The sequence below is a fragment of the Alteromonas profundi genome, assembly GCF_010500865.1.
In the GTDB taxonomy this organism is placed as follows: domain Bacteria; phylum Pseudomonadota; class Gammaproteobacteria; order Enterobacterales; family Alteromonadaceae; genus Alteromonas; species Alteromonas profundi.
In genome coordinates, this window is record NZ_JAAAWN010000023.1 from 44,733 (window position 1) to 63,636 (window position 18,904).

20 protein-coding genes are annotated in these 18,904 nt (G+C 43.6%); 18 read left to right on the forward strand and 2 right to left on the reverse strand.

Translation table 11 applies throughout. From position 1 onward, the window contains the following. The first annotated feature begins 151 nt into the window (after positions 1-151). Genes GTH32_RS15065 through GTH32_RS15075 form a run of 3 tightly spaced genes read left to right on the forward strand, consistent with a single transcriptional unit; the run spans position 152 to position 2,939 of the window. A complete protein-coding gene (locus tag GTH32_RS15065; protein ID WP_246223280.1) occupies positions 152-1,555 on the forward strand; it encodes a DNA-3-methyladenine glycosylase 2 family protein in 1,404 nt (467 codons plus the stop codon). Beyond that, complete coding sequence (locus tag GTH32_RS15070) at positions 1,552-2,052, forward strand: methylated-DNA--[protein]-cysteine S-methyltransferase (protein ID WP_163087261.1); 501 nt, start codon at positions 1,552-1,554, stop codon at positions 2,050-2,052. The genes GTH32_RS15065 and GTH32_RS15070 overlap by 4 nt, the downstream gene beginning before the upstream one ends. After that, on the forward strand, positions 2,043-2,939 hold the full coding sequence (locus GTH32_RS15075; protein ID WP_163087263.1) for a DMT family transporter: 897 nt from the start codon (positions 2,043-2,045) through the stop codon (positions 2,937-2,939). The genes GTH32_RS15070 and GTH32_RS15075 overlap by 10 nt, the downstream gene beginning before the upstream one ends. Positions 2,940-2,945: 6 nt before the next feature. Here GTH32_RS15075 and GTH32_RS15080 read toward each other — a convergent pair whose 3' ends face one another. Further along, positions 2,946-4,367 (reverse strand): diguanylate cyclase domain-containing protein, encoded by a 1,422-nt coding sequence (locus GTH32_RS15080; protein ID WP_163087265.1) that lies wholly within the window; start codon positions 4,365-4,367, stop codon positions 2,946-2,948. 199 nt (positions 4,368-4,566) lie between these two features. Between GTH32_RS15080 and glmU the strand changes: the two genes are divergently transcribed. The 12 genes from glmU (at position 4,567) to GTH32_RS19525 (ending at position 16,511) form a co-directional block, all read left to right on the forward strand. Further along, positions 4,567-5,931, forward strand: a complete 1,365-nt coding sequence (gene glmU, locus GTH32_RS15085; RefSeq protein WP_163087267.1) for a bifunctional UDP-N-acetylglucosamine diphosphorylase/glucosamine-1-phosphate N-acetyltransferase GlmU — start codon at positions 4,567-4,569, stop codon at positions 5,929-5,931. Positions 5,932-6,024: 93 nt separating this feature from the next. Further along, entirely contained in the window at positions 6,025-7,056 is a 1,032-nt protein-coding gene (locus GTH32_RS15090; RefSeq protein WP_163087269.1) for a Gfo/Idh/MocA family oxidoreductase, read from the forward strand. Between the two features lie 183 nt (positions 7,057-7,239). Further along, on the forward strand, positions 7,240-8,019 hold the full coding sequence (locus tag GTH32_RS15095) for a DeoR family transcriptional regulator (RefSeq protein ID WP_163087271.1): 780 nt from the start codon (positions 7,240-7,242) through the stop codon (positions 8,017-8,019). 3 nt (positions 8,020-8,022) lie between these two features. After that, positions 8,023-9,855 (forward strand): glutamine--fructose-6-phosphate transaminase (isomerizing), encoded by a 1,833-nt coding sequence (gene glmS / locus GTH32_RS15100; RefSeq protein WP_163087273.1) that lies wholly within the window; start codon positions 8,023-8,025, stop codon positions 9,853-9,855. A gap of 123 nt (positions 9,856-9,978) precedes the next feature. After that, positions 9,979-10,797: a TnsA endonuclease N-terminal domain-containing protein gene (locus GTH32_RS15105; RefSeq protein WP_163087275.1), complete on the forward strand. Its 819-nt coding sequence runs from the start codon at positions 9,979-9,981 to the stop codon at positions 10,795-10,797. A 33-nt stretch (positions 10,798-10,830) separates the two neighbouring features. After that, entirely contained in the window at positions 10,831-11,013 is a 183-nt protein-coding gene (locus tag GTH32_RS15110) for a hypothetical protein (protein ID WP_163087277.1), read from the forward strand. Positions 11,014-11,030: 17 nt separating this feature from the next. Beyond that, positions 11,031-12,866, forward strand: coding sequence for a Mu transposase C-terminal domain-containing protein (locus GTH32_RS15115; RefSeq protein ID WP_163087279.1), 1,836 nt, complete (start codon positions 11,031-11,033; stop codon positions 12,864-12,866). After that, positions 12,863-14,470 carry an ATP-binding protein gene (locus GTH32_RS15120; RefSeq protein ID WP_163087281.1) on the forward strand — a complete coding sequence of 536 codons (1,608 nt, stop codon included), beginning with the start codon at positions 12,863-12,865 and terminating at the stop codon, positions 14,468-14,470. The genes GTH32_RS15115 and GTH32_RS15120 overlap by 4 nt, the downstream gene beginning before the upstream one ends. A 668-nt stretch (positions 14,471-15,138) precedes the next feature. Next, positions 15,139-15,522, forward strand: coding sequence for a MerR family transcriptional regulator (locus GTH32_RS15125; RefSeq protein WP_163087313.1), 384 nt, complete (start codon positions 15,139-15,141; stop codon positions 15,520-15,522). Between the two features lie 75 nt (positions 15,523-15,597). Further along, positions 15,598-15,942, forward strand: a complete 345-nt coding sequence (locus GTH32_RS15130; protein ID WP_163087283.1) for a mercuric transporter MerT family protein — start codon at positions 15,598-15,600, stop codon at positions 15,940-15,942. A 33-nt stretch (positions 15,943-15,975) separates the two neighbouring features. Continuing rightward, a complete protein-coding gene (gene merP / locus GTH32_RS15135; protein ID WP_163087285.1) occupies positions 15,976-16,251 on the forward strand; it encodes a mercury resistance system periplasmic binding protein MerP in 276 nt (91 codons plus the stop codon). Between the two features lie 32 nt (positions 16,252-16,283). Then, positions 16,284-16,511 carry a GDCCVxC domain-containing (seleno)protein gene (locus tag GTH32_RS19525; RefSeq protein ID WP_484476984.1) on the forward strand — a complete coding sequence of 76 codons (228 nt, stop codon included), beginning with the start codon at positions 16,284-16,286 and terminating at the stop codon, positions 16,509-16,511. Here GTH32_RS19525 and cadR read toward each other — a convergent pair. Continuing rightward, complete coding sequence (gene cadR, locus GTH32_RS15140) at positions 16,508-16,948, reverse strand: Cd(II)/Pb(II)-responsive transcriptional regulator (RefSeq protein ID WP_163087287.1); 441 nt, start codon at positions 16,946-16,948, stop codon at positions 16,508-16,510. The two genes, GTH32_RS19525 and cadR, sit on opposite strands and share 4 nt — an antisense overlap. A gap of 79 nt (positions 16,949-17,027) precedes the next feature. On the opposite strand from cadR, the gene GTH32_RS15145 reads away from it, so the two are divergent. Genes GTH32_RS15145 through GTH32_RS15155 form a run of 3 tightly spaced genes read left to right on the forward strand, consistent with a single transcriptional unit; the run spans position 17,028 to position 18,902 of the window. Next, positions 17,028-17,654 carry a cation efflux transmembrane domain-containing protein gene (locus tag GTH32_RS15145; RefSeq protein WP_163087289.1) on the forward strand — a complete coding sequence of 209 codons (627 nt, stop codon included), beginning with the start codon at positions 17,028-17,030 and terminating at the stop codon, positions 17,652-17,654. Next, entirely contained in the window at positions 17,651-18,016 is a 366-nt protein-coding gene (locus GTH32_RS15150; protein ID WP_163087291.1) for a DUF3703 domain-containing protein, read from the forward strand. The genes GTH32_RS15145 and GTH32_RS15150 overlap by 4 nt, the downstream gene beginning before the upstream one ends. Then, complete coding sequence (locus GTH32_RS15155; RefSeq protein WP_014951213.1) at positions 18,003-18,902, forward strand: cation diffusion facilitator family transporter; 900 nt, start codon at positions 18,003-18,005, stop codon at positions 18,900-18,902. Before GTH32_RS15150 ends, GTH32_RS15155 begins: the two co-directional genes overlap by 14 nt. The last annotated feature ends 2 nt before the right edge of the window (positions 18,903-18,904 follow it).

An 18,904-nucleotide genomic window follows, 5' to 3' on the forward strand; every position in this document is an offset into this window, starting at 1 on the left:
TTGTTATTTTTTCTACATTATGCGTTTGCATGTTGGGTTAATCAACTTTGTCTGAATGAATAGTCAGTTCCGATTTTGTCGCACGTTAGGTTTAAAACCAAGATACACTTAATTTTGTTACTGTTCTCGTATGATTTAGGTGCATTATTTGATGGAAATAGCAGCGGATAGCTCACGTGTAGAGAAACTACAGATGTATGCTCAGGCAAGAATGAGTCGTGATCGCCGTTTCGATGGGCGCTTTTTTGTGGCGGTAACATCAACCGGAATTTTTTGTCGTCCTATTTGCCCCGCGAAATTGCCATTAGAAAAAAATGTCGTGTATTACGAACACGCTTCCCAAGCTTTGCACCATGGGTTTCGCCCCTGTTTGCGCTGTCGCCCTGATAGTGCGCCCGAGTCGTACGCATGGCAAGGCGTAACAACCACGGTTAAGCGAGCGTTGTCTTTATTGAGTGAAATTCCGCAGCAGCCTATTGGCAATATAGCCAATAGGCTTGGCATAGGCGAACGTTATCTTAATAAACTAATGCAGCAATCCATGGGTATTTCAGCAAAAGAATATCAAAGCTTTCATCGCGTGTTATTCGCCAAAAAACTACTCCAGCAAACACAGATGAGTATTACTGAAGTTGCATGTAGCGCAGATTATTGCAGTGCAAGACAGCTTCAGCGTGCGATACAAAGGTATTGTAAAACAACACCGTCACAGCTTCGCACGTCAGCGAGTACTAACACCTTGCCTATCGCACTAAGGTTGTCGTTCATAGGCCCTTATAATTGGCCGCAAGTACGCGATTTTCTTGCCATGCGAGCCATTGACGGTATCGAAAAAGTCACCGCTGAGAGTTACCATAGAGTGATAGAAGTAGCGGGTAAAAAAGGAAGCTTTACAGCTACATATAACGAGAAAGACCATGGCTTTGACGTAAGCTTAGTGCTTCAGGATATACGTTCGCTTTATGCTACGCTTGAAAAAATTAAAATCTTACTAGATTTAAACGCCGACCCCTATGCTATTGAGCAGAGCTTACAGAATGCAGGTATTCCATCTGATGCTTTGTTAGCAGGGCTAAGACTACCAGGAACGTGGGACGTGTTTGAAAGTGGTTGTCGGGCGATTGTGGGTCAGCAAGTTAGTGTGAAGGCGGCAATTGGGCAAGCGACTTTATTGGCTAATACACTGCATAAACAGCAAACAGACGCCGATAGTACGAGGGTGTGTTTCCCCAACGCCCGCACCGTAGCGCAGAGCGATCTGTCGTTTCTACGCATGCCTGAGAGTAGAAAGCGGACGCTAAAGAATTTCGCTATTTTTATGGCCAACAATGAAGGCGCAGAAACTTTAGACGATGATGCCATATTGGCAATAAAAGGTATTGGTCAATGGACCCTAGATTACATTAATATGCGTGGCAAAAAAGCGCCGGATGTTTATTTGGCCGGCGATCTTATCGTAAGGAAAATGGCGGCTAAGTACCCGCTTAACCCTAAGAGAGCGGCGCCCTGGCGTAGCTATTTAACCCTTCAGCTATGGGAAATGAGCAACCAATGAAACGTGTCTCTACCTGTGTGGAAAACGTACAATTTGTCGATTACCTTTCAACCTCCCAAGGGCTACTGGAAATTATCGCTAACAAAGAAGGCGTAAGCGCGGTAACCTTTGTACAATCGCCTCGCCTTTCCCCCAATGCGAATGAAATAGTGTGTCAGGCGAAAGCTCAGCTTAGCCAATACTTCAAACGTACACGCACCGAATTTTCGCTTCCACTTGCAGCAGAAGGTACACAGTTTCAAAAGGCGGTATGGCAAGCCCTGCTATCCATAAAGTATGGCGAAACGGCCAGTTATGCAGACATTGCCACTGCGTTGAACAACCCAAAAGCCGTGCGAGCGGTAGGAATGGCAAACAGTAAAAACCCGATAGCGATAATTGTTCCTTGTCACCGCGTTATCGGTAGCAATAAAACCCTTACCGGCTACGCCGGGGGATTGGATAAAAAGCAGTACTTACTTAATTTAGAAGGGGCGCAAGGCGTACTATGGGAATAAGGCAGGTTATTGCATTGCTTGTTTTGGCGGCCATTTGGGGCGGTTCGTTTATCTTTATGCGGGTGGCGGCCCCCGAATTTGGTATTTACGTATTAGTGGCTATAAGAACCCTGTTAGCAACGTGTGTGCTGTTACCTATTTTAATGGTAGTAGGGGGCGTGAAAGACATTTACCGATACTGGTTACCTATTGCGTTGGTCGGTATGGCAAATACAGCGGTGCCCTTCGTTCTGTTTAACTACAGTAGCTTACATTTAGAGGCCGGGGTAAATGCTATTTTAAATGCTACTGCCCCCATGTTTGGTGCCGTAGTTGCGTGGCTTTGGTTAGGCGATAAATTAACTAAAAGCGCTATTGCTGGTCTTCTTGTCGGGTTTGCAGGTGTAGCAGTAATTAGCCAGCAAAAACTAGGCGAAGGGGAAGTCAGTGTGCTGCCTATAATTACCGCGTTACTTGCCACAACCTGTTATGGCATTGCTGCTAGTATGATGAAGAAGTGGCTACAGGGCGTGCGTCCCCTGGTAGTCGCCACCGGGAGTCAGGCTATGGCTACTATTATGCTAGCGCCTTTTGCTATTGCCACGTTACCTGCAACTATGCCTAGTACTAACGCGTGGGCAAATGCCGTTGCACTTGCCATTGGCGGTACGGGTATAGCCTATATATTGTATTTTAAGCTTATTGCAGATGTTGGCCCCGCACGGGCGATTACAGTAGCGTATTTGGTGCCACTCTTTGGCATTGTATGGGGCGTACTCTTTCTACAAGAGCACCTTTCCTTGCAAACCATTATAGGGGGCGTAATGGTACTAGGGGGCGTTGCGCTAACCACTGGTGTAATAGGCGCAGTGAAGCGTAAACGCTATACAAGGCCGGTTAGTAGCTAACTGGTACTACTCAATTAACTGCATACGCACTAAATTGCTGCCATCACGTTTGGCCTGATACAACGCATCTTCGGCATGGGCGGTAACTTCATTCATACCACGTGTCGAAGCGGTAAATGAAATACCAAACGATGCTGTAATGTGCAGTTTGGTATTTTCCGGCATAGGCGCTAGTGTGGCTATGCCGTGGCGCAAGTTCTGCGCTATATCAAAGGCTTCATGGGGGCCAGTGTTCGGTAGCAAAAGAATAAATTCGTCACTGCTCCAGCGACCCAAAATATCTTGTTCGCGCACGGTATCTGCTAAATACATCACAATCTTATCTAATGCATCATCAGCGATATTGCGCCCAAAGGTGTCACTGATGCCAGAAAAATCGTCGATACTTATCATCACAAGGCTTACGGCCTTTTTCTCGCTAAGCAGCGACTGGTAGATAGACTCAATCTCTGGTTTGTCGGGCAAACGGTTAGTATGGCGCACGATCAATTCGGGATGCATGTCCTTCCGAAAATAATAAAGTAAATTATAAATCAGTAGGAAGAGAGAAAAAATCACCACCAACAAGGTTACTACGCTAAAAATAAACCCTTGGGATATTTCTGTTTGGCGGTCTTGCAGTGGGCTAAGTAAGAAGACAGTCCAGTCAAATTGATTGAGCTTAACTTCTGCAATTAAGAAGTCTTTTTGATCAATTGTAACCAGTCGGTTATTAAGTGCTTGCTCACTTTGTACGCTAAGAGGCAAGCTTGCATACCATGGTAATTCTGACAAATTGGTAAAGTCTGAATACGAGGCAATGAGCGAGGGGTCGGATGAAAGCATAATATCTCCCATACCATCCACGAATAAAAAGTCGTAGCCGTATTCCCTTTTGTAGGTATCAAATACCTCCAAGAAACTGCTTAAGCTTTTACCGACACCAAAAAAACCGAGAAACTTGCCGTTGTCGTCACGAATTTTTATGTCGATATAAAAATGCGTATCTTCCCACTTGCCAATGTCTGCTACCGCATCTTCAGGATAGTCGCGATACTTAAAGTACCAGCTTACTTCACCTTCAATTAAATCAAGTTTGCTGCCGTCAGAGTTATAGAGCTTTCTTGACGTTTCACTGGCAATAAAAAAGGATAAATTAAATTCGTTTTCTAGTCGTTCTAGCGAGGTAAACACGGCATCTTCATCGATGAAATCCCCGCTCATTAGGTCGACCAATTCCGTTGAGCGACCTAATGCTTCTGAGGTATGCAGTGGCTTTAATAATTGCTCGACTATAAGGGATATGGCAGGCGATAAAGACTGTTGTTGGGCACGACTTTGCTCGGCCACTATTTTAGATACGCTAAAATGAATAAGGGTAACAATGGCAATGACAACCACTGCAAATAGCACCAGCAGACTACGGTGAAGAGTTCTAAATGTATTCACTGACTACGCATGCTCCTTTGCCCGACCTACTCAGTACAACTAATAGCAGAGTATACCCGCTGGTTTAATGAACTACTAGTTTGTTTGAGCCAAATTAAACTAATGGACAATGAAACTAAATGAAGCACTGAATTATTGTCAGAGCTTGGTTACACTAGGGTTAATCACGGTTTTTCGACAAATTGCAAAAAGGAAAGTTATGGCATTTTCAGTAGTGGTTTTGGCGGCAGGCAAAGGCACCCGCATGAAATCTTCGCTTCCCAAAGTGTTACATAAGGTGGCAGGCGAGCCAATGGTGCAGCGAATCATTAATACGGTAGAAAGCCTTAATGCGCAGCGTATACATTTAGTGTATGGCCATGGCGGCGATAAGCTAAAAGCGACCCTTGGTGGTGAACATCTCAACTGGTGTTTACAACAAGAACAGTTAGGTACAGGCCACGCGGTACAGCAAGCAGCCCCTCATATCAGTGATGACGAAGATGTAATGATATTGGTGGGTGATGCCCCGCTAATACGAAAAGAAACCCTTGCAGGGTTAATTGCCGTAAAAAAAGAGTGTGATCTAGCCTTGCTAACCGTTGAGCTTGACGATCCCACCGGTATGGGCCGAATTGTGCGAGAAAATGGCAATATTACCGCCATTGTTGAACACAAAGATGCAAGTGAGCAGCAGCGTAGTATTCGTGAAATTAACACGGGTATGATGATGATGTCAGGCGCCGACCTTAAGCGCTGGTTGAACGAATTAGGTAACGATAATGCCCAGGGTGAATACTACCTTACCGATGTTATAGCCATGGCGGCAAAAGAAGGAAAGCGTATATCAGCTGCCCACCCCCAAGAAGTCGTGGAAGTAGAAGGCGTTAATAATCGCGTACAGTTGGCGCGCCTAGAACGCGCCTTTCAGTTGCGACAGGCAAACGCATTAATGATGCAAGGGGTTAGCCTTGCCGACCCTCAACGCTTCGATTTACGGGGCCAATTAACTACCGGTGAAGACGTTCAGCTAGATGTGAATGTAATTATTGAAGGTAACGTTATATTAGGCAATAACGTGAAAGTGGGCGCTAACTGCATTTTAAGAAACTGCGAAATTGCAGATAACGCTGTAATCGAGCCTAACTCTATTGTAGATGAAGCAATTGTAGGCGAAAGCTGCAGTGTAGGCCCATACGGCCGCCTGCGCCCGGGCGCTGTAATGCATGCGAAGGCTAAAGTAGGCAATTTTGTAGAAATGAAAAAAGCGGTATTAGGCGAAGGGGCAAAAGCGAATCATTTCACCTATTTAGGCGATGCTGAAGTGGGGGCGAATGCGAACATAGGTGCGGGTACTATTACCTGTAACTATGACGGTGTTAATAAGTCAAAAACCCGCATTGGGAAAAATGCATTTGTTGGTTCTAATACCTCCCTTGTGGCTCCTGTAACGGTAGGGGACAACGCTACCGTAGGCGCGGGGTCGGTTATTACCACTGATGTGGACGATAGTGCGCTAGCAGTAGCGCGGGGTAAACAGCGCAATATCGCCAACTGGCCACGCCCAACGAAAAAGAACACCTAACGTTTAGTTGTTCCGCAGGCTAGCGGTTTGTTATTACAAAGGGGAGTTACCTTGTGTGGCTGCCCTTTTTTATTATGAGTTTAAGGAGCACATATGCTATCTACATTGCTGGTAGGTTTTGGGTTTTCAGCACAAACGTTTCATTTACCTTTTTTAACCTATTTGCCCAGCTTTAACGTGCAAGGTGTAGTGTCTTCACAACCTAACGTTGTTACTAAAACACTTCCTTCGGCTAAGGTATATGCTTCGCTAAATGATGCGCTTAATACAGAATCGTTCGACCTTGTGGTTATTACCACACCTAACCACCTCCACGCTGAACAAGCAGAATCTGCGCTTAAAAGCGGCGCCCACGTGCTGGTGGAAAAGCCCTTTACCCTAACCAGTGCTGATGCCAGAAAATTAGTTGATTATGCTAACCTAGTGTCGAAAAAACTGTGCGTTTACCAAAATCGTCGTTTTGATGGTGATTTTTTAACGTTAAAAAACCTTATAGAACAGGGAACGCTAGGGAATGTTCGAAGGGTGGAGAGCCGCTTCGATCGCTTTCGCCCAGTACCGCGAGATCGCTGGCGGGAAAACAAGGGCCCCGGAAGTGGTATTTGCTGGGATTTAGGGCCTCACCTTATTGATCAAAGCCTATGTCTATTTGGCCTTCCTGAGGCGATAGACGCGAATATTGCCACCATGCGCCAACATGGCCAATCAGACGATTGTTTTGATATCTCGCTTTACTACCCAGACAAGGTGGTAAAACTAGGTAGTAGTGCCTTCCAGGCAGGGCCAACTTTGCGCTTTGATGTGCAGGGCGACAAAGGCAGTTATCGTAAATTTCATTTAGATCCCCAAGAAGATCAGTTAAGAGCGGGCATATCGCTCGCAAGCACGCAGTGGGGACAAACCCCAAGTGACCAACATGGCACCTTATATCTTGAGGGGAATACACAGTGCTTCCCAACCCTGCAAGGCGAATATATTCGTTTTTATCATCAATTGGCGTGTGCCATTTTAGAGGGCGCTACATTACCTGCTGACGCAGCGTCGGTTGTACCCGTAATCGAAATTATCGAACAAGCAAAACTTGCCTGCGAAAAGGGCCATCGTGTAAGGGCTGTTTTCAGCTAAAAAGAAGGTAAAAAGCAAACAGCAACTTATTAACTTGCGAAATGCTCATATATAAACTATCTTTGTTTCATTATGATTATTTGGGTATTTCGAAACGAAAGTTTTGATGTAATGCTGTTGCTCAATATGAAAGTGCTGATGACCTCTCATCAGCTATTGGCCCTTTGAAGGTAATTTAGTGCTGTGAAAACAAGTCGCTCGGTAGAGAAGCGCCGTCAAGGTATTGTTGAATGGGTAGGTGCCCACGGTTTGACGCAAGTAGATGAGTTAGCCGAGCGATTTAATACGTCGCAAGTCACGGTTCGCAAAGATTTAACCGCGTTAGCTAACGCCGGAAAACTTATCCGGCAGTTTGGCGGCGCGGCGCCCTTACCTATGCAAAACTTTCCTCCCCAACTTGAAGCCGAGACGAGTTCTGTGCTTGCTGCTATTGGCAAAGCTGCAGCTCAACGTATTGGCGATGGCTGTCGTGTCGTACTCGATTGCGGTTCAACCACTGCCGCCTTGTTGCCCTATTTACACGACAAGCAACATATTGTGGTAATGACGAATTCATTGCAGGCCAGCAATTTTCTTACCCAAGCGCCGAATAAGCCCAATGTGCTAATGACAGGGGGAACATGGGATCCTAATTCTCAGTCATTCCAAGGGCTAATGGCGGAGAAAATGGTAGCCGAGTATAGTTTCGACATCGCCATTGTCGGAGCAGCTGGAATAGATGTGGACCGGGGCACCACTACGTTTAATGAGCTTACCGGTGTTACAAATGCAATGGCAGATGCGGCAAGTGAAGTGGTCGTTGTGGCAGCGTCAAATAAACTTAAACATAAAATGCCTAACTTAGAATTAGGCTGGAAAAAAATATCAACCTTGGTGACAGACAGTGGTATTGGTTATCAAGATAAAATTCAAATTGAACAGCAAGGCGTTAGCGTAGTTGTCGCTGCCTTCGGTGGAGAGTAAAACATGTGTGGAATTGTAGGTGCAATAGCCGAACGTAACGTTATTGAGATTCTGCTAGAAGGGTTGAAACGATTAGAATACAGAGGGTACGACTCTGCAGGTGTGGCGTTATTAAAGCAAGATGGCAGCCTTACACGAATTCGACGTGCAGGAAAAGTACAAGCACTTGCTGATGCCGTGGCCGATTTGGAAGCGTTAGGTAGCACGGGTATCGCCCATACCCGTTGGGCCACCCACGGCGGAGTAACCGAAGAGAACGCACACCCCCATCTTTCCACCGACCGTATTGCTGTTGTTCACAATGGCATTATTGAAAACTACGAGCATTTGCGCGACAGCCTAAAAGAGCAAGGTTATACCTTTACTAGCGATACTGATACCGAGTCAATCGCGCATACGGTACATCAAAAAATTAACCAAGGCGCCAGCTTACTGACAGCCGTGCAACAGGCGGTTAAAACCTTCCACGGCGCGTATGGCACTGTGGTTATGGACACCCAAGATCCCCATAAAATGGTTGTGGCTCGATCAGGTAGCCCCTTAGTAATTGGGCTTGGGTTGGGCGAGAACTTTATCGCGTCAGACCAAATGGCATTGTTGCCTGTCACCCGCCGCTTTATCTTTTTAGAAGAAGGCGATGTGGCAGAAATAACCCGCCGCAGCGTATCTATTTTTGATAAAGACGGGCGAGCGGTAGAGCGTGAAATCATCGAGTCGAATGTAGAACATGATGCTGGCGATAAAGGTATGTATCGCCATTACATGCTCAAAGAAATTCATGAACAACCTGTGGTAGTGCGCAATACACTAAAAGACAGACTGGGTGAAAACGCGTTAGTAAGTAACGTTTTTGGCGATGGCGCCGAGGCCATCTTGTCTAAGGTAAAACATGTACAGATAGTCGCCTGTGGCACCAGTTACCACGCTGGAATGACAGCACGCTATTGGCTAGAACAGTACGCGAATGTATCGTGCAATGTTGAAATTGCCTCCGAATTTCGCTATCGCAAATCAGTGGTTCACCCCAATAGTTTGCTTATTACCATTTCTCAATCGGGTGAAACTGCAGACACATTGGCAGCCCTTAGGCTGGCTAAAGCGCAAGGTTACAAGGCCAGTTTGGCTATTTGTAATGTGGCAGGCTCGTCACTAGTGCGTGAATCAGACCTTGCTTTTATGACACGGGCAGGCGCTGAAATTGGCGTTGCTTCTACCAAAGCATTTACCACCCAATTAACCGCCTTTCTTATGCTTACGCTTGCACTTGGTGAGTACAACAACATGGCTGCGCAAGATAAAAAAGACATTGTCGAAGCGCTGCATAGCTTGCCAGCAAAACTAGAAGAAACCCTTACTATTACCCAAGGTATAGAAGACTTAGCAGAAGAATTTGCAGATAAGAATCATAGCTTATTTTTGGGGCGCGGTGATCAGTACCCTATTGCTATGGAAGGCGCCTTGAAGCTTAAGGAAATCTCTTACATTCACGCAGAAGCTTACGCCTCAGGCGAACTCAAGCATGGTCCGCTGGCCCTCATTGACGAAGAAATGCCGGTTATTGTGGTAGCGCCTAATAATGAACTACTTGAGAAACTAAAATCGAACGTAGAAGAAGTACGTGCTCGTGGCGGGATTATGTATGTGTTTGCTGACAAAGACGCACGGTTTACCGGCGATGCGTCTATGCGGGTGATTGATGTACCCCATTGCCACGCAGTAATTGCGCCTATTATTTATACTCTACCTCTGCAGCTATTATCTTATTATGTGGCGCTAATTAAGGGCACCGACGTAGACCAGCCTCGCAACTTGGCAAAAAGTGTAACGGTAGAATAAGTAGGAGATTTAAAAGTTAGCTGCTTGTTAGAGCATATTATATTTGGTAACAAATAAAAATTTAGCATTAAATTAGGTAATAAAAGTAGATTAGTTTATGCTCTATGGCATAGGGTGTAGGCGATGACGAAACTGCAATGGCTGACAAGAGAAGAAATCGATAAGCGCTTCGCAAGCGGCAGAGGAATGGGCCGTAAAAGCGAATATCAGCCGTGGATTTACATTCAAGAAATATCCAGTGATGGAACGAGTTATCGTGCCTTATCTCACCGCACCGGCAGAGTAGTTCACTTGCTTTCCAAGCTAGAATACCTTGCTTTTTCACTCTACGACTGGAATGGGTCAATTTATGACATTCGAGAGCAGTATCCGTTTGCTCTAGAAACCATTCTGGAAGTAGCCGACAAAGCGGGCATAAAACATCCGCAAAAAGGCAATAAATATCACATATTTACCACTGATTTGTTATTAGACTTTGATGGGTTAGAGAGCAATCAAATCGCGATTCAGGTCAAATACAATGATGAGCTGATGGATAAAAATGTTATTGCTAAGCTCGAAATAGAGAGGCGAAGTGGTCTGGCCAAAGTAATGCAGTGGAAGTTAATTACTGAACTCGACATACCTCATGTTCAACAAGCCAATATTGATTGGATACTGGGAGGAAAAGACCTTCACATTGGCGAATCTATTCAAATGCAAGTTTATGATCTTTGGGAAGAGATAAAGCGCTTCCCTGACATTAAGCTCGCTAAAGCATGCTCAGATTATGATAAGCGTCATGGCCTACCGTTAGGTGAAGCATTAAAATTAGCTCGAAACGCCTTTAGCTATCGATTGCTGGCGTTTGATATCCATAAGCCCTATCAATATCTTATCTGCTCTGACATCCATAGCGTGTCCTTCGGGTTCGATAGCGGAGATTTATATGCTGTTGGTTAATAGCGTTGTGCATGAAACGGACAATTTGATAGGGTGTTAGCCATCACACCGGAACACGCTATTTGGATTGATATATACAAACGACTTGCTGATCCTATTGAATTTGACCTAGGCGCAATAACCGAAGCTATTCAAAGCAAACACACACAAGTCGTCAGTGATCCATTCATCGATGAATCGCTAAAACACCCCACCGAAGCTCATAAAAACGGTTAGAAGAAAACTGGTCAGTTATGCAAAAAGTTGCTGATAATCCTTATCGGCTCTTCAAACATGGATGGCTTCGACTCTACGAAAAAGTTATCGATCAAAATAATCCTGAGTTTTCCAAAAAACACTTTTACAAGCTCCTGCGTCAATTTTTACAGCGTGGTCAAAACAAGAATGTTCTAAGGCCTGATTTCCATAAGCAGGGAGCGCCAAAGCAACCAAGAAACATTGCTAATAAAAAAGTAGGCAGACCGCGTATCACGACTGTTGGCACAGGCATCCCAATTACGGATGAGATTAAACAATTGTTTAGGGAGGCAATTAATAAATATTATTTGAATTCCATGAGAATGCCGTGGACAAAAGTTCATGACCTAGTGCTACTTAAATTTAGGAAGCAATATCCCACTATTACACGACAAGATTCACCAACTGTTACGCAGCTAAAACACTTGTTTAATATGGAATACAAGGCCATTAAAACCGTACAAGCGCGTAACACAGCAATAGCGTTCGAAAAGGACGTGAGGCAACTTACTAGCACAGCGACTGCTCAAGTGCTTGGACCCGGAGATAGGTTTGAGTTTGACGCCACCATCATTGATCTTTATTTGGTCAGTGAAAAAGACCCATCAAAAATTATTGGTCGCCCCACGCTTCTCATTGTAATCGATGTTTTTTCTCGTTTAACGGCAGGTTACTATCTGACATTTGAACCACCATCTTATGTTTTAGCCATGATGTCATTGGCAAACTGTTTAGAAAATAAAGTAGACGTTTGTAGGCGTTTAGGCATTTCAATCGAGTTTGAAGATTGGCCAGCGCTAGGTCTTCCGACGGCAGTATTAGCGGATAAAGGAGACCTTCTTACCCACCAAGCAGATTCTTTAATCAACGTGTTTAACACCCGTATAGAAAACGCAAAAGCTCGCCGAGGTGACGCTAAAGGCATTGTTGAACAGAGATTTAGAACCTTACAGGCTGAATTTAAACCTTATGCCCCCGGCGTTGTGACAACAGAAACAGTTAAAAAAAGAGGGGGTAAGGATTATCGCCTAGATGCGAAATTGTCTCTGCGACAAATGGAAGAGATCATTGCCTTACTTATATACAAGCATAATTTAAAAGGGATGAAAAAATATGATGCTGATGAAGGAATTCCCGATGACCTGCCCTACACCCCAAAGGACTTGTGGCAATGGGGAATAACGAATAGGTCTGGTGCCCTAAAATCATATGACGTGGAAAAGTTTAAGGTGCTAACTTTACCGAGAAATACCGCAACGGTTTCAAATGAAGGAATAAAGTATCAGTCTCTGACTTATAGTTGTTCAGAGGCTTTCGAAAAAGGATGGTTTATTCGAGACAAGCATCGAACCAGACCACAGAAAGTCGAAATAGGATTTGACCCAAGGAGCACGAATAAAATTTATGTGTTCCCACTGGGGCAGACTTCTCAGTATTGGATCGCGCAGTTGACCGACCGGAGCCGTGCGTATAAAGATATGACGTTTTATGAAGCAAAGCTTTCTATGCAAGTAAGTAAACTAGCGAACAGTGAGGCTGCCAATGCCAATAAAGACAAACAGCTCTCTGCTGACGAAGAAATTCAAAAGCGCATGGAGTCAGCAGAAAAGCATGCCAAAATTGGCAGTAAATCTGCGTCGAATAGTGCTCGTATTAAATCTATAAAAACTAATAAAAAGGAAGCTATAGCTCAAGAGCGCAAGAAACGTGCTGTCGGCAGCAACCCTGATAATGACCCTAAAACACCACCAAATAATGTTCAACCGATGAAAAGACAGGAAGATTTCTCTCACCCTGATATTCCAGATGATATTTATGGAGACGAAGATTGAAAACGCCTTATGTAGCGGTTACAGCAAATTATATTGATCCGGGGCTAGAAGAGTATCGTGGCAATCCGCTTATTGAAGCTTTGCCTAAGATTTACGAGGACGATCTTGTATTAGCAAAGACTTTGGCATCCCGCCCAACACATAGTGAGGGTGACTTAAAGCTACATCCTAAATTGCGAATGCACGCGTTAGGGCGGTTACTTGATGGTGACTTTTTTCATCCATTGCCAAACCACCTAAACCTCGAAAAAAAGTTGTCCCTGATGATTCGGAGCGGCTACGTTAAACGAAACCCTGCAAAACATCACGACAAACAATTGATGCAAGAAAACTATTTAAAATCTCAAGGAAAAGAAGAGAGAATTCAAGTATTCCCGACCACAGATCGATCAGTTCAGAGTACGACGTTAATTGGCTGCTCTGGCAGTGGCAAAACTACGGCGGTAAGGAAAGTTTTATCAACATACGCTCAATTAATTGAGCACCCTGACTACAATATGCATCAACAACTCGTCTACGTGGTTGTTGAATGTCCCTATAACGGCGATTTAGCGAGTCTATGTAAGAATTTCTTTCTCTCGATTGACGAGGTGCTCAATACTAAGTATCACCGACTCTATGGTTATGAGATTCGAGTAGGCGAAAAAACTTTATTGCAAGCAATGAAACAGATAGTGATAGACCATTCGCTGGGTTTACTTGTGATAGACGAGATTCAGCACCTGCAAGATACCAAAGACAAACGTGATGAACTGTTAAACTTTTTTACTGAATTGACTAATACCATCGGTGTTCCGGTACTTATCGTCGGAACTCCAAAAGCCTCGGGTATTTCGAAGGATTTGCGTGGCGCTAGGAGGGAAATTGGTTTTGGTAGTATGAACTGGGGAATATCCAAAACTGAAAGCGATATGAAGCAATGGCGGAGCTTTGCTATGCGACTATGGCGTTTTCAATGGGTTAAGAAGCGAACCCAAACGCCGGATAGCGATCTGCTCGAACACTTATTCGTACTGTCGCAGGGCATTATTGACATCACACTTAAGCTGTTTGTGATTGCACAGATAAGAGCAATTGTTACAAAAGCTGAAGAAATCACTATTCCATTGCTAGATACCGTTTATGCGGAAGAAATGAAAAGCGTACACCCTATGCTAGACGCTTTACGCTCTGGTAACGAGAAGGAAATCCTGAAGTATTCTGACCTTTTGATACCTACGGTTGATATTGAGGATGTTGTGAAAAACATGCCGCAATATGTTGAGGAACTTGATATCTCAGAGCAGAGGGAGCCTGAAGAAAATGGGCTGAAATCATTATTAGAGCTTTTCAAACTCGACTACAAGGAGCATGTCAGTGGAATTGCGCTTTTAAAAGATGAGTACCCGGACATCGACAATGTCAGCCTTGTAAGAAAGTTAATTGCTGAAGTTGATGCAAGCAAATTAAGTTTAAAATCGGTTCAGAAAAAAGAGCAAAAACCAAAGACTAACGTCGTCCCTTACGGGAAATGGTCGAAGCTTGATCATGACGATCTACGATATATTCGTTCCCAGTCCAATACTGAGTCCGAGATGCACTCGAATCTGGTCAAGGCTGACTGAATAGCTTCCCTAGACTAGCTTCACTTGCATAAGTTTGATTTTGGCTATGAGAACTACCTATATTGGAAATGTCTGTTTGGTTTTTTCATTTATAATACGTCACCTCTTTTCTTTCTTATGAATCAACACTATCTTTTATATTGAAGTTATTTGGTAAGGCATGAGAATGGACGTATGAGCTTCTGGCAACTCTCAAAATTAGTCAGCTTTTAGCTTCTTATTCAAAGGAGGTTATCATGGATAAACTTGATGTTCTTGACTTGCTGAAAGGGTCGCCCAAGAATCGGCATCGGGTTCTATTGCGGCTGAACTTTTGAGTAATGGAAATGATTTGTATGAGCCTAGTCAGACAAGTAAGAAACTCAGGCGAATTACACCCAATGGTGAAATCTCCGAAGGCTATCTTAAGGAAAACCGGTTCGTCGTAGAAAAGATCTTTACCGCTTAACGCGATAGTTGATTTTTTGCGCAAATGGCTAACACTCTCCACAGATGTACTAGTGTGATCAGGAAGGGAAATTATCGGTCTAATTACCGAGCGACTTTGTCGCCTGAAACTTAGCAGTTACTGTTATTATCCGCCATGAACCTATGAAAACTTGCTTTAAAGTATGACTTATGCAACTTTTTGCTAAATGAAGATAGACTCAGACTATGCGGGGCAATTAATGTACACAATAAGTAAACTTGCGAAAGAAGCAAATGTAGGTGTAGAAACCATTCGTTTCTATGAAAGGAAGGCCTTATTGGAACAACCGATAAAACCATTGCAAGGATACAGGCAATATACACAGCAGGCACTTACCAGAGTGTTATTTATAAAGCGTGCTCAGTATTTAGGTTTTACATTGGCTGAAATATCATCACTATTAGTCTTGAGTACCAGCAGCTGTGACGACGTCCAGTCCCTCGCTGAGCATAAACTGGATATTATTGAAGATAAGTTAAAAGACTTAAGTCGTCTTAAAGGCAGCCTTGAATCCCTCGTATCAGACTGTAAAAACAACCCGAAAAACAAAATCTGCCCCATCATTCAGTCTCTCCAGTCGTAAAATAACACTACCACTTGACTCCGTACCTAGATACGGAGTGCATACTTCAGATTGTTTTAAAAATTACGTCATAATATGGTAAAAAGTAGTCAACTATCTATCTTAGGCGGTCTTGTTGCCGCCGTCGGTGCTAGTGCATGTTGTGCTGGGCCGCTGGTGCTTCTTTTGATGGGTATTAGCGGAACGTGGATCAGCCATCTAACGCTTTTAGACCCTTATCGACCTATTTTTATTTTTGCCGTAGTTGTTTTATTTGGGTTTGCAGGGTGGCAAATCCATCGGCCCATAAACGACTGTGCAAAAGGTGAGTCATGTGCAACCTCTAAAGTAAGAGCGCGAAGAATAGTAATTTTTTGGTCAACCGCGCTGTTGGCGTTCCTTTTTGTCACCAGTAATTACTGGATTATATGGCTAGTATAGCTACTATCACCTTAATTTTTTTCGGAGAAATAAATGAAGAAAATTTTAATCACATCACTGTTTTTAATAAGCAGCACTGCAACATTGGCGAAAGATGTAACACTTGCTTTAGAAGTGCCTTCAATGAATTGTGCTACATGCCCGATAACAGTAAAAAAAGCGCTTGAGCGTGTTGAAGGTGTAATGAAAGTAGATGTTACATTCGAAAATAAACTTGCTGTTGTAAAATTTGACGATGAAGTAACTAACCCGGATGTACTAACGAAAGCGACAGAGAATGCTGGTTTCCCTTCACGAGTAAAATCGTAACTTATTTTCGAATTGTTCTCTTTAACTTACATGTGGAGCACTGCGCTTTGGCGAAAATAGAGCTTTTATCGGCAATTACATGTCCTCAATGCAATCATAGCCAGCAAGAGGTAATGCCAACCACTGCATGTCAATTTTTCTATGAATGCACTCACTGCAAAACAGTGTTGAAACCTCTTAGCGGAGACTGCTGCGTTTACTGCTCATATGGAACAGTTAAATGCCCCCCAATTCAAGAGGGTAGCGGTTGTTGCGGTTAGCAGATTAGCTGGGACTCATTATCCGTATTAGAAGAACACGCCTCTGCAATGCTATCTAATTGATGCAATACTCCGCACTCTTTAACTTTCTTATCATGATCGCAAGTAGAACGAATTGAAATCAGTGTTTCTTGTAGTAATTTTAATTCAGCTATCCGATGTTCGATATCGTCAACATGCTTATCTATTGTGGTATTAACGTTTTCGCAGCTATTCTCTGGATTTGCTCGGGTTTCCAGTACTAATTTAATTTCCTCGATTGTCATATCTAATGCACGACATTGCTTGATAAACAATAACTGCTTCAGTGCATCTTCAGAGTAGCTTCGATAATTCGATGCCGTTCGCTCAGGTGCAGCCAATAGTGATTTACGCTCATAAAAACGAATTGTCTGAATACTGAACCCTGTCTTAGCTGCCAAAATCCCAATTTTCATTTTAACTTGCCTAAAGCTTGACTCTATACCAAGTATAGAGTTTACACTCGTATCATAGGTGAGTAAAGCGAGTGTTTTTATGAGTGGTTGTGGGTGCGAAATTGAGATAAAAGACCAAGAACAAAAGGCAGTTCTCTACTGGCTATTGGGCATCAATGCTGTGATGTTTATCATTGAAATGAGTGTAGGGTTACTCGCTGACTCAACAGCACTTATTGCAGACTCCCTTGATATGTTGGCTGACGCAGTCGTTTACGGTGTTGGTATATATGCAGTAGGGAAAACAATTGTTCACAAAGCCAATGCTGCAAAGGTAAGTGGATATTTTCAATTGGCATTAGGCCTATTAATTTTGCTTGACATAGCGCGTCGCGCAACCTTTGGAAGCGAGCCTGAATCTATGCTTATGATGGGCATGGGCGGTGTTGCACTTATCGCTAACGTTATATGTTTGGCGATAATCAGAAAACAAAAAAATGGCGAGGTGCATATGCGAGCAAGTTGGATATTCTCGGCAAACGACGTCATTGCAAACATAGGAGTGATATTGGCGGGTGTGATGGTTTATCTATTCGATACTCGTTGGCCTGATTTGGTCATAGGTTTTATTGTGTCTATCGTTGTGTTACGAGGCGCAGTCTTAATTCTAAAAGACGCCAGACAGGAATTCCGTGAAAACAGCTCGACGAATGGAGAGATCGTATGAATTTCACTCAAGCAGCAAAACCTTACATACTTCAAAAACTGAGCGCCGCGCATCAATCCCTTTCGAACAATGACAATAAAGCAGGATTTAAGGCCTTAGAGGATGCTCATGTCATCGGTCAGCACTCAACATACCACCACACACGAGTGCATTATGAAATGCTTAAATTTGGAATAGAACGCCGCGACCTTAAAGAGATATTTGGACAAACTTTTAGAATGCTAGGTGCGCTGACTAAAACTCCAATTGGCTTATTGCCTGAGGGCAATACTGGTGGGGCAAACGTGAGTCCATTCAAGCCAATGTCTATTTCACCCGAAAACAAAGCCATATTGGAAAAAATTAGAAATGCACAGTCATAACCATTCACACTCGCAAGAGAATTCAACCGACGCGTCTAAACGTATTGGATGGGCGTTTTTCTTAAATGTGGTGTTTACTGTTATTGAATTCATTGGTGGATGGCTTACCAACAGCACCGCTATTATGGCTGACGCAGTGCACGATTTGGGTGATAGTCTTTCCATTGGTACAGCGTGGGGATTAAACAAGCTTAGCGATAAAGATTCTAATCAAACATTCTCATACGGCTACAAAAGATTTTCCTTACTCGGTGCATTGATTAACGGTATTGTGCTGACGGTAGGCTCCATTTGGATATTGCTTGAAGCGATACCTCGTTTGGCTGAGCCTGAAATGCCCCAAGTTGAAGGGATGGTTTTATTGTCTATCTTTGGGATGGCAGTAAACGGCTTTGCGGCTTATAAACTGAGTGAGGGAGACTCATTAAATGAGCGAGTCCTCAACTGGCATTTGCTGGAAGATGTGCTTGGTTGGGTAGCAGTATTTATCGTGTCCATCGTCTTAATGTTTAAGCCTTGGCCTATTTTAGATCCAATCTTATCCATTGGCTTTACTTTGTTCATCCTTTTCAATGTGTTCCGCAATCTCAAAGAAACCCTAATGCTGTTTTTGCAAGCAACGCCCGATGAAGAACAGCTTTCAAAGATTCGAAGCGATTTACTGGCAAACGATAAGGTAAGTGATCTTCACCATTTTCATATTTGGTCTCTAGACGGTGAGCGTAACGTAATGACGGTCCATCTTGTTCTTGATGAAGATGTCAGTCTTGAGCACCTCCAATCACTCAAAGAAAACATACACAGTTCGTTAGAAAAGTATAAATTTGAACATACGACAGTTGAGCTGGAGTTTGCTAATGAACAATGTCGTGACGAAGTGAATTAGGC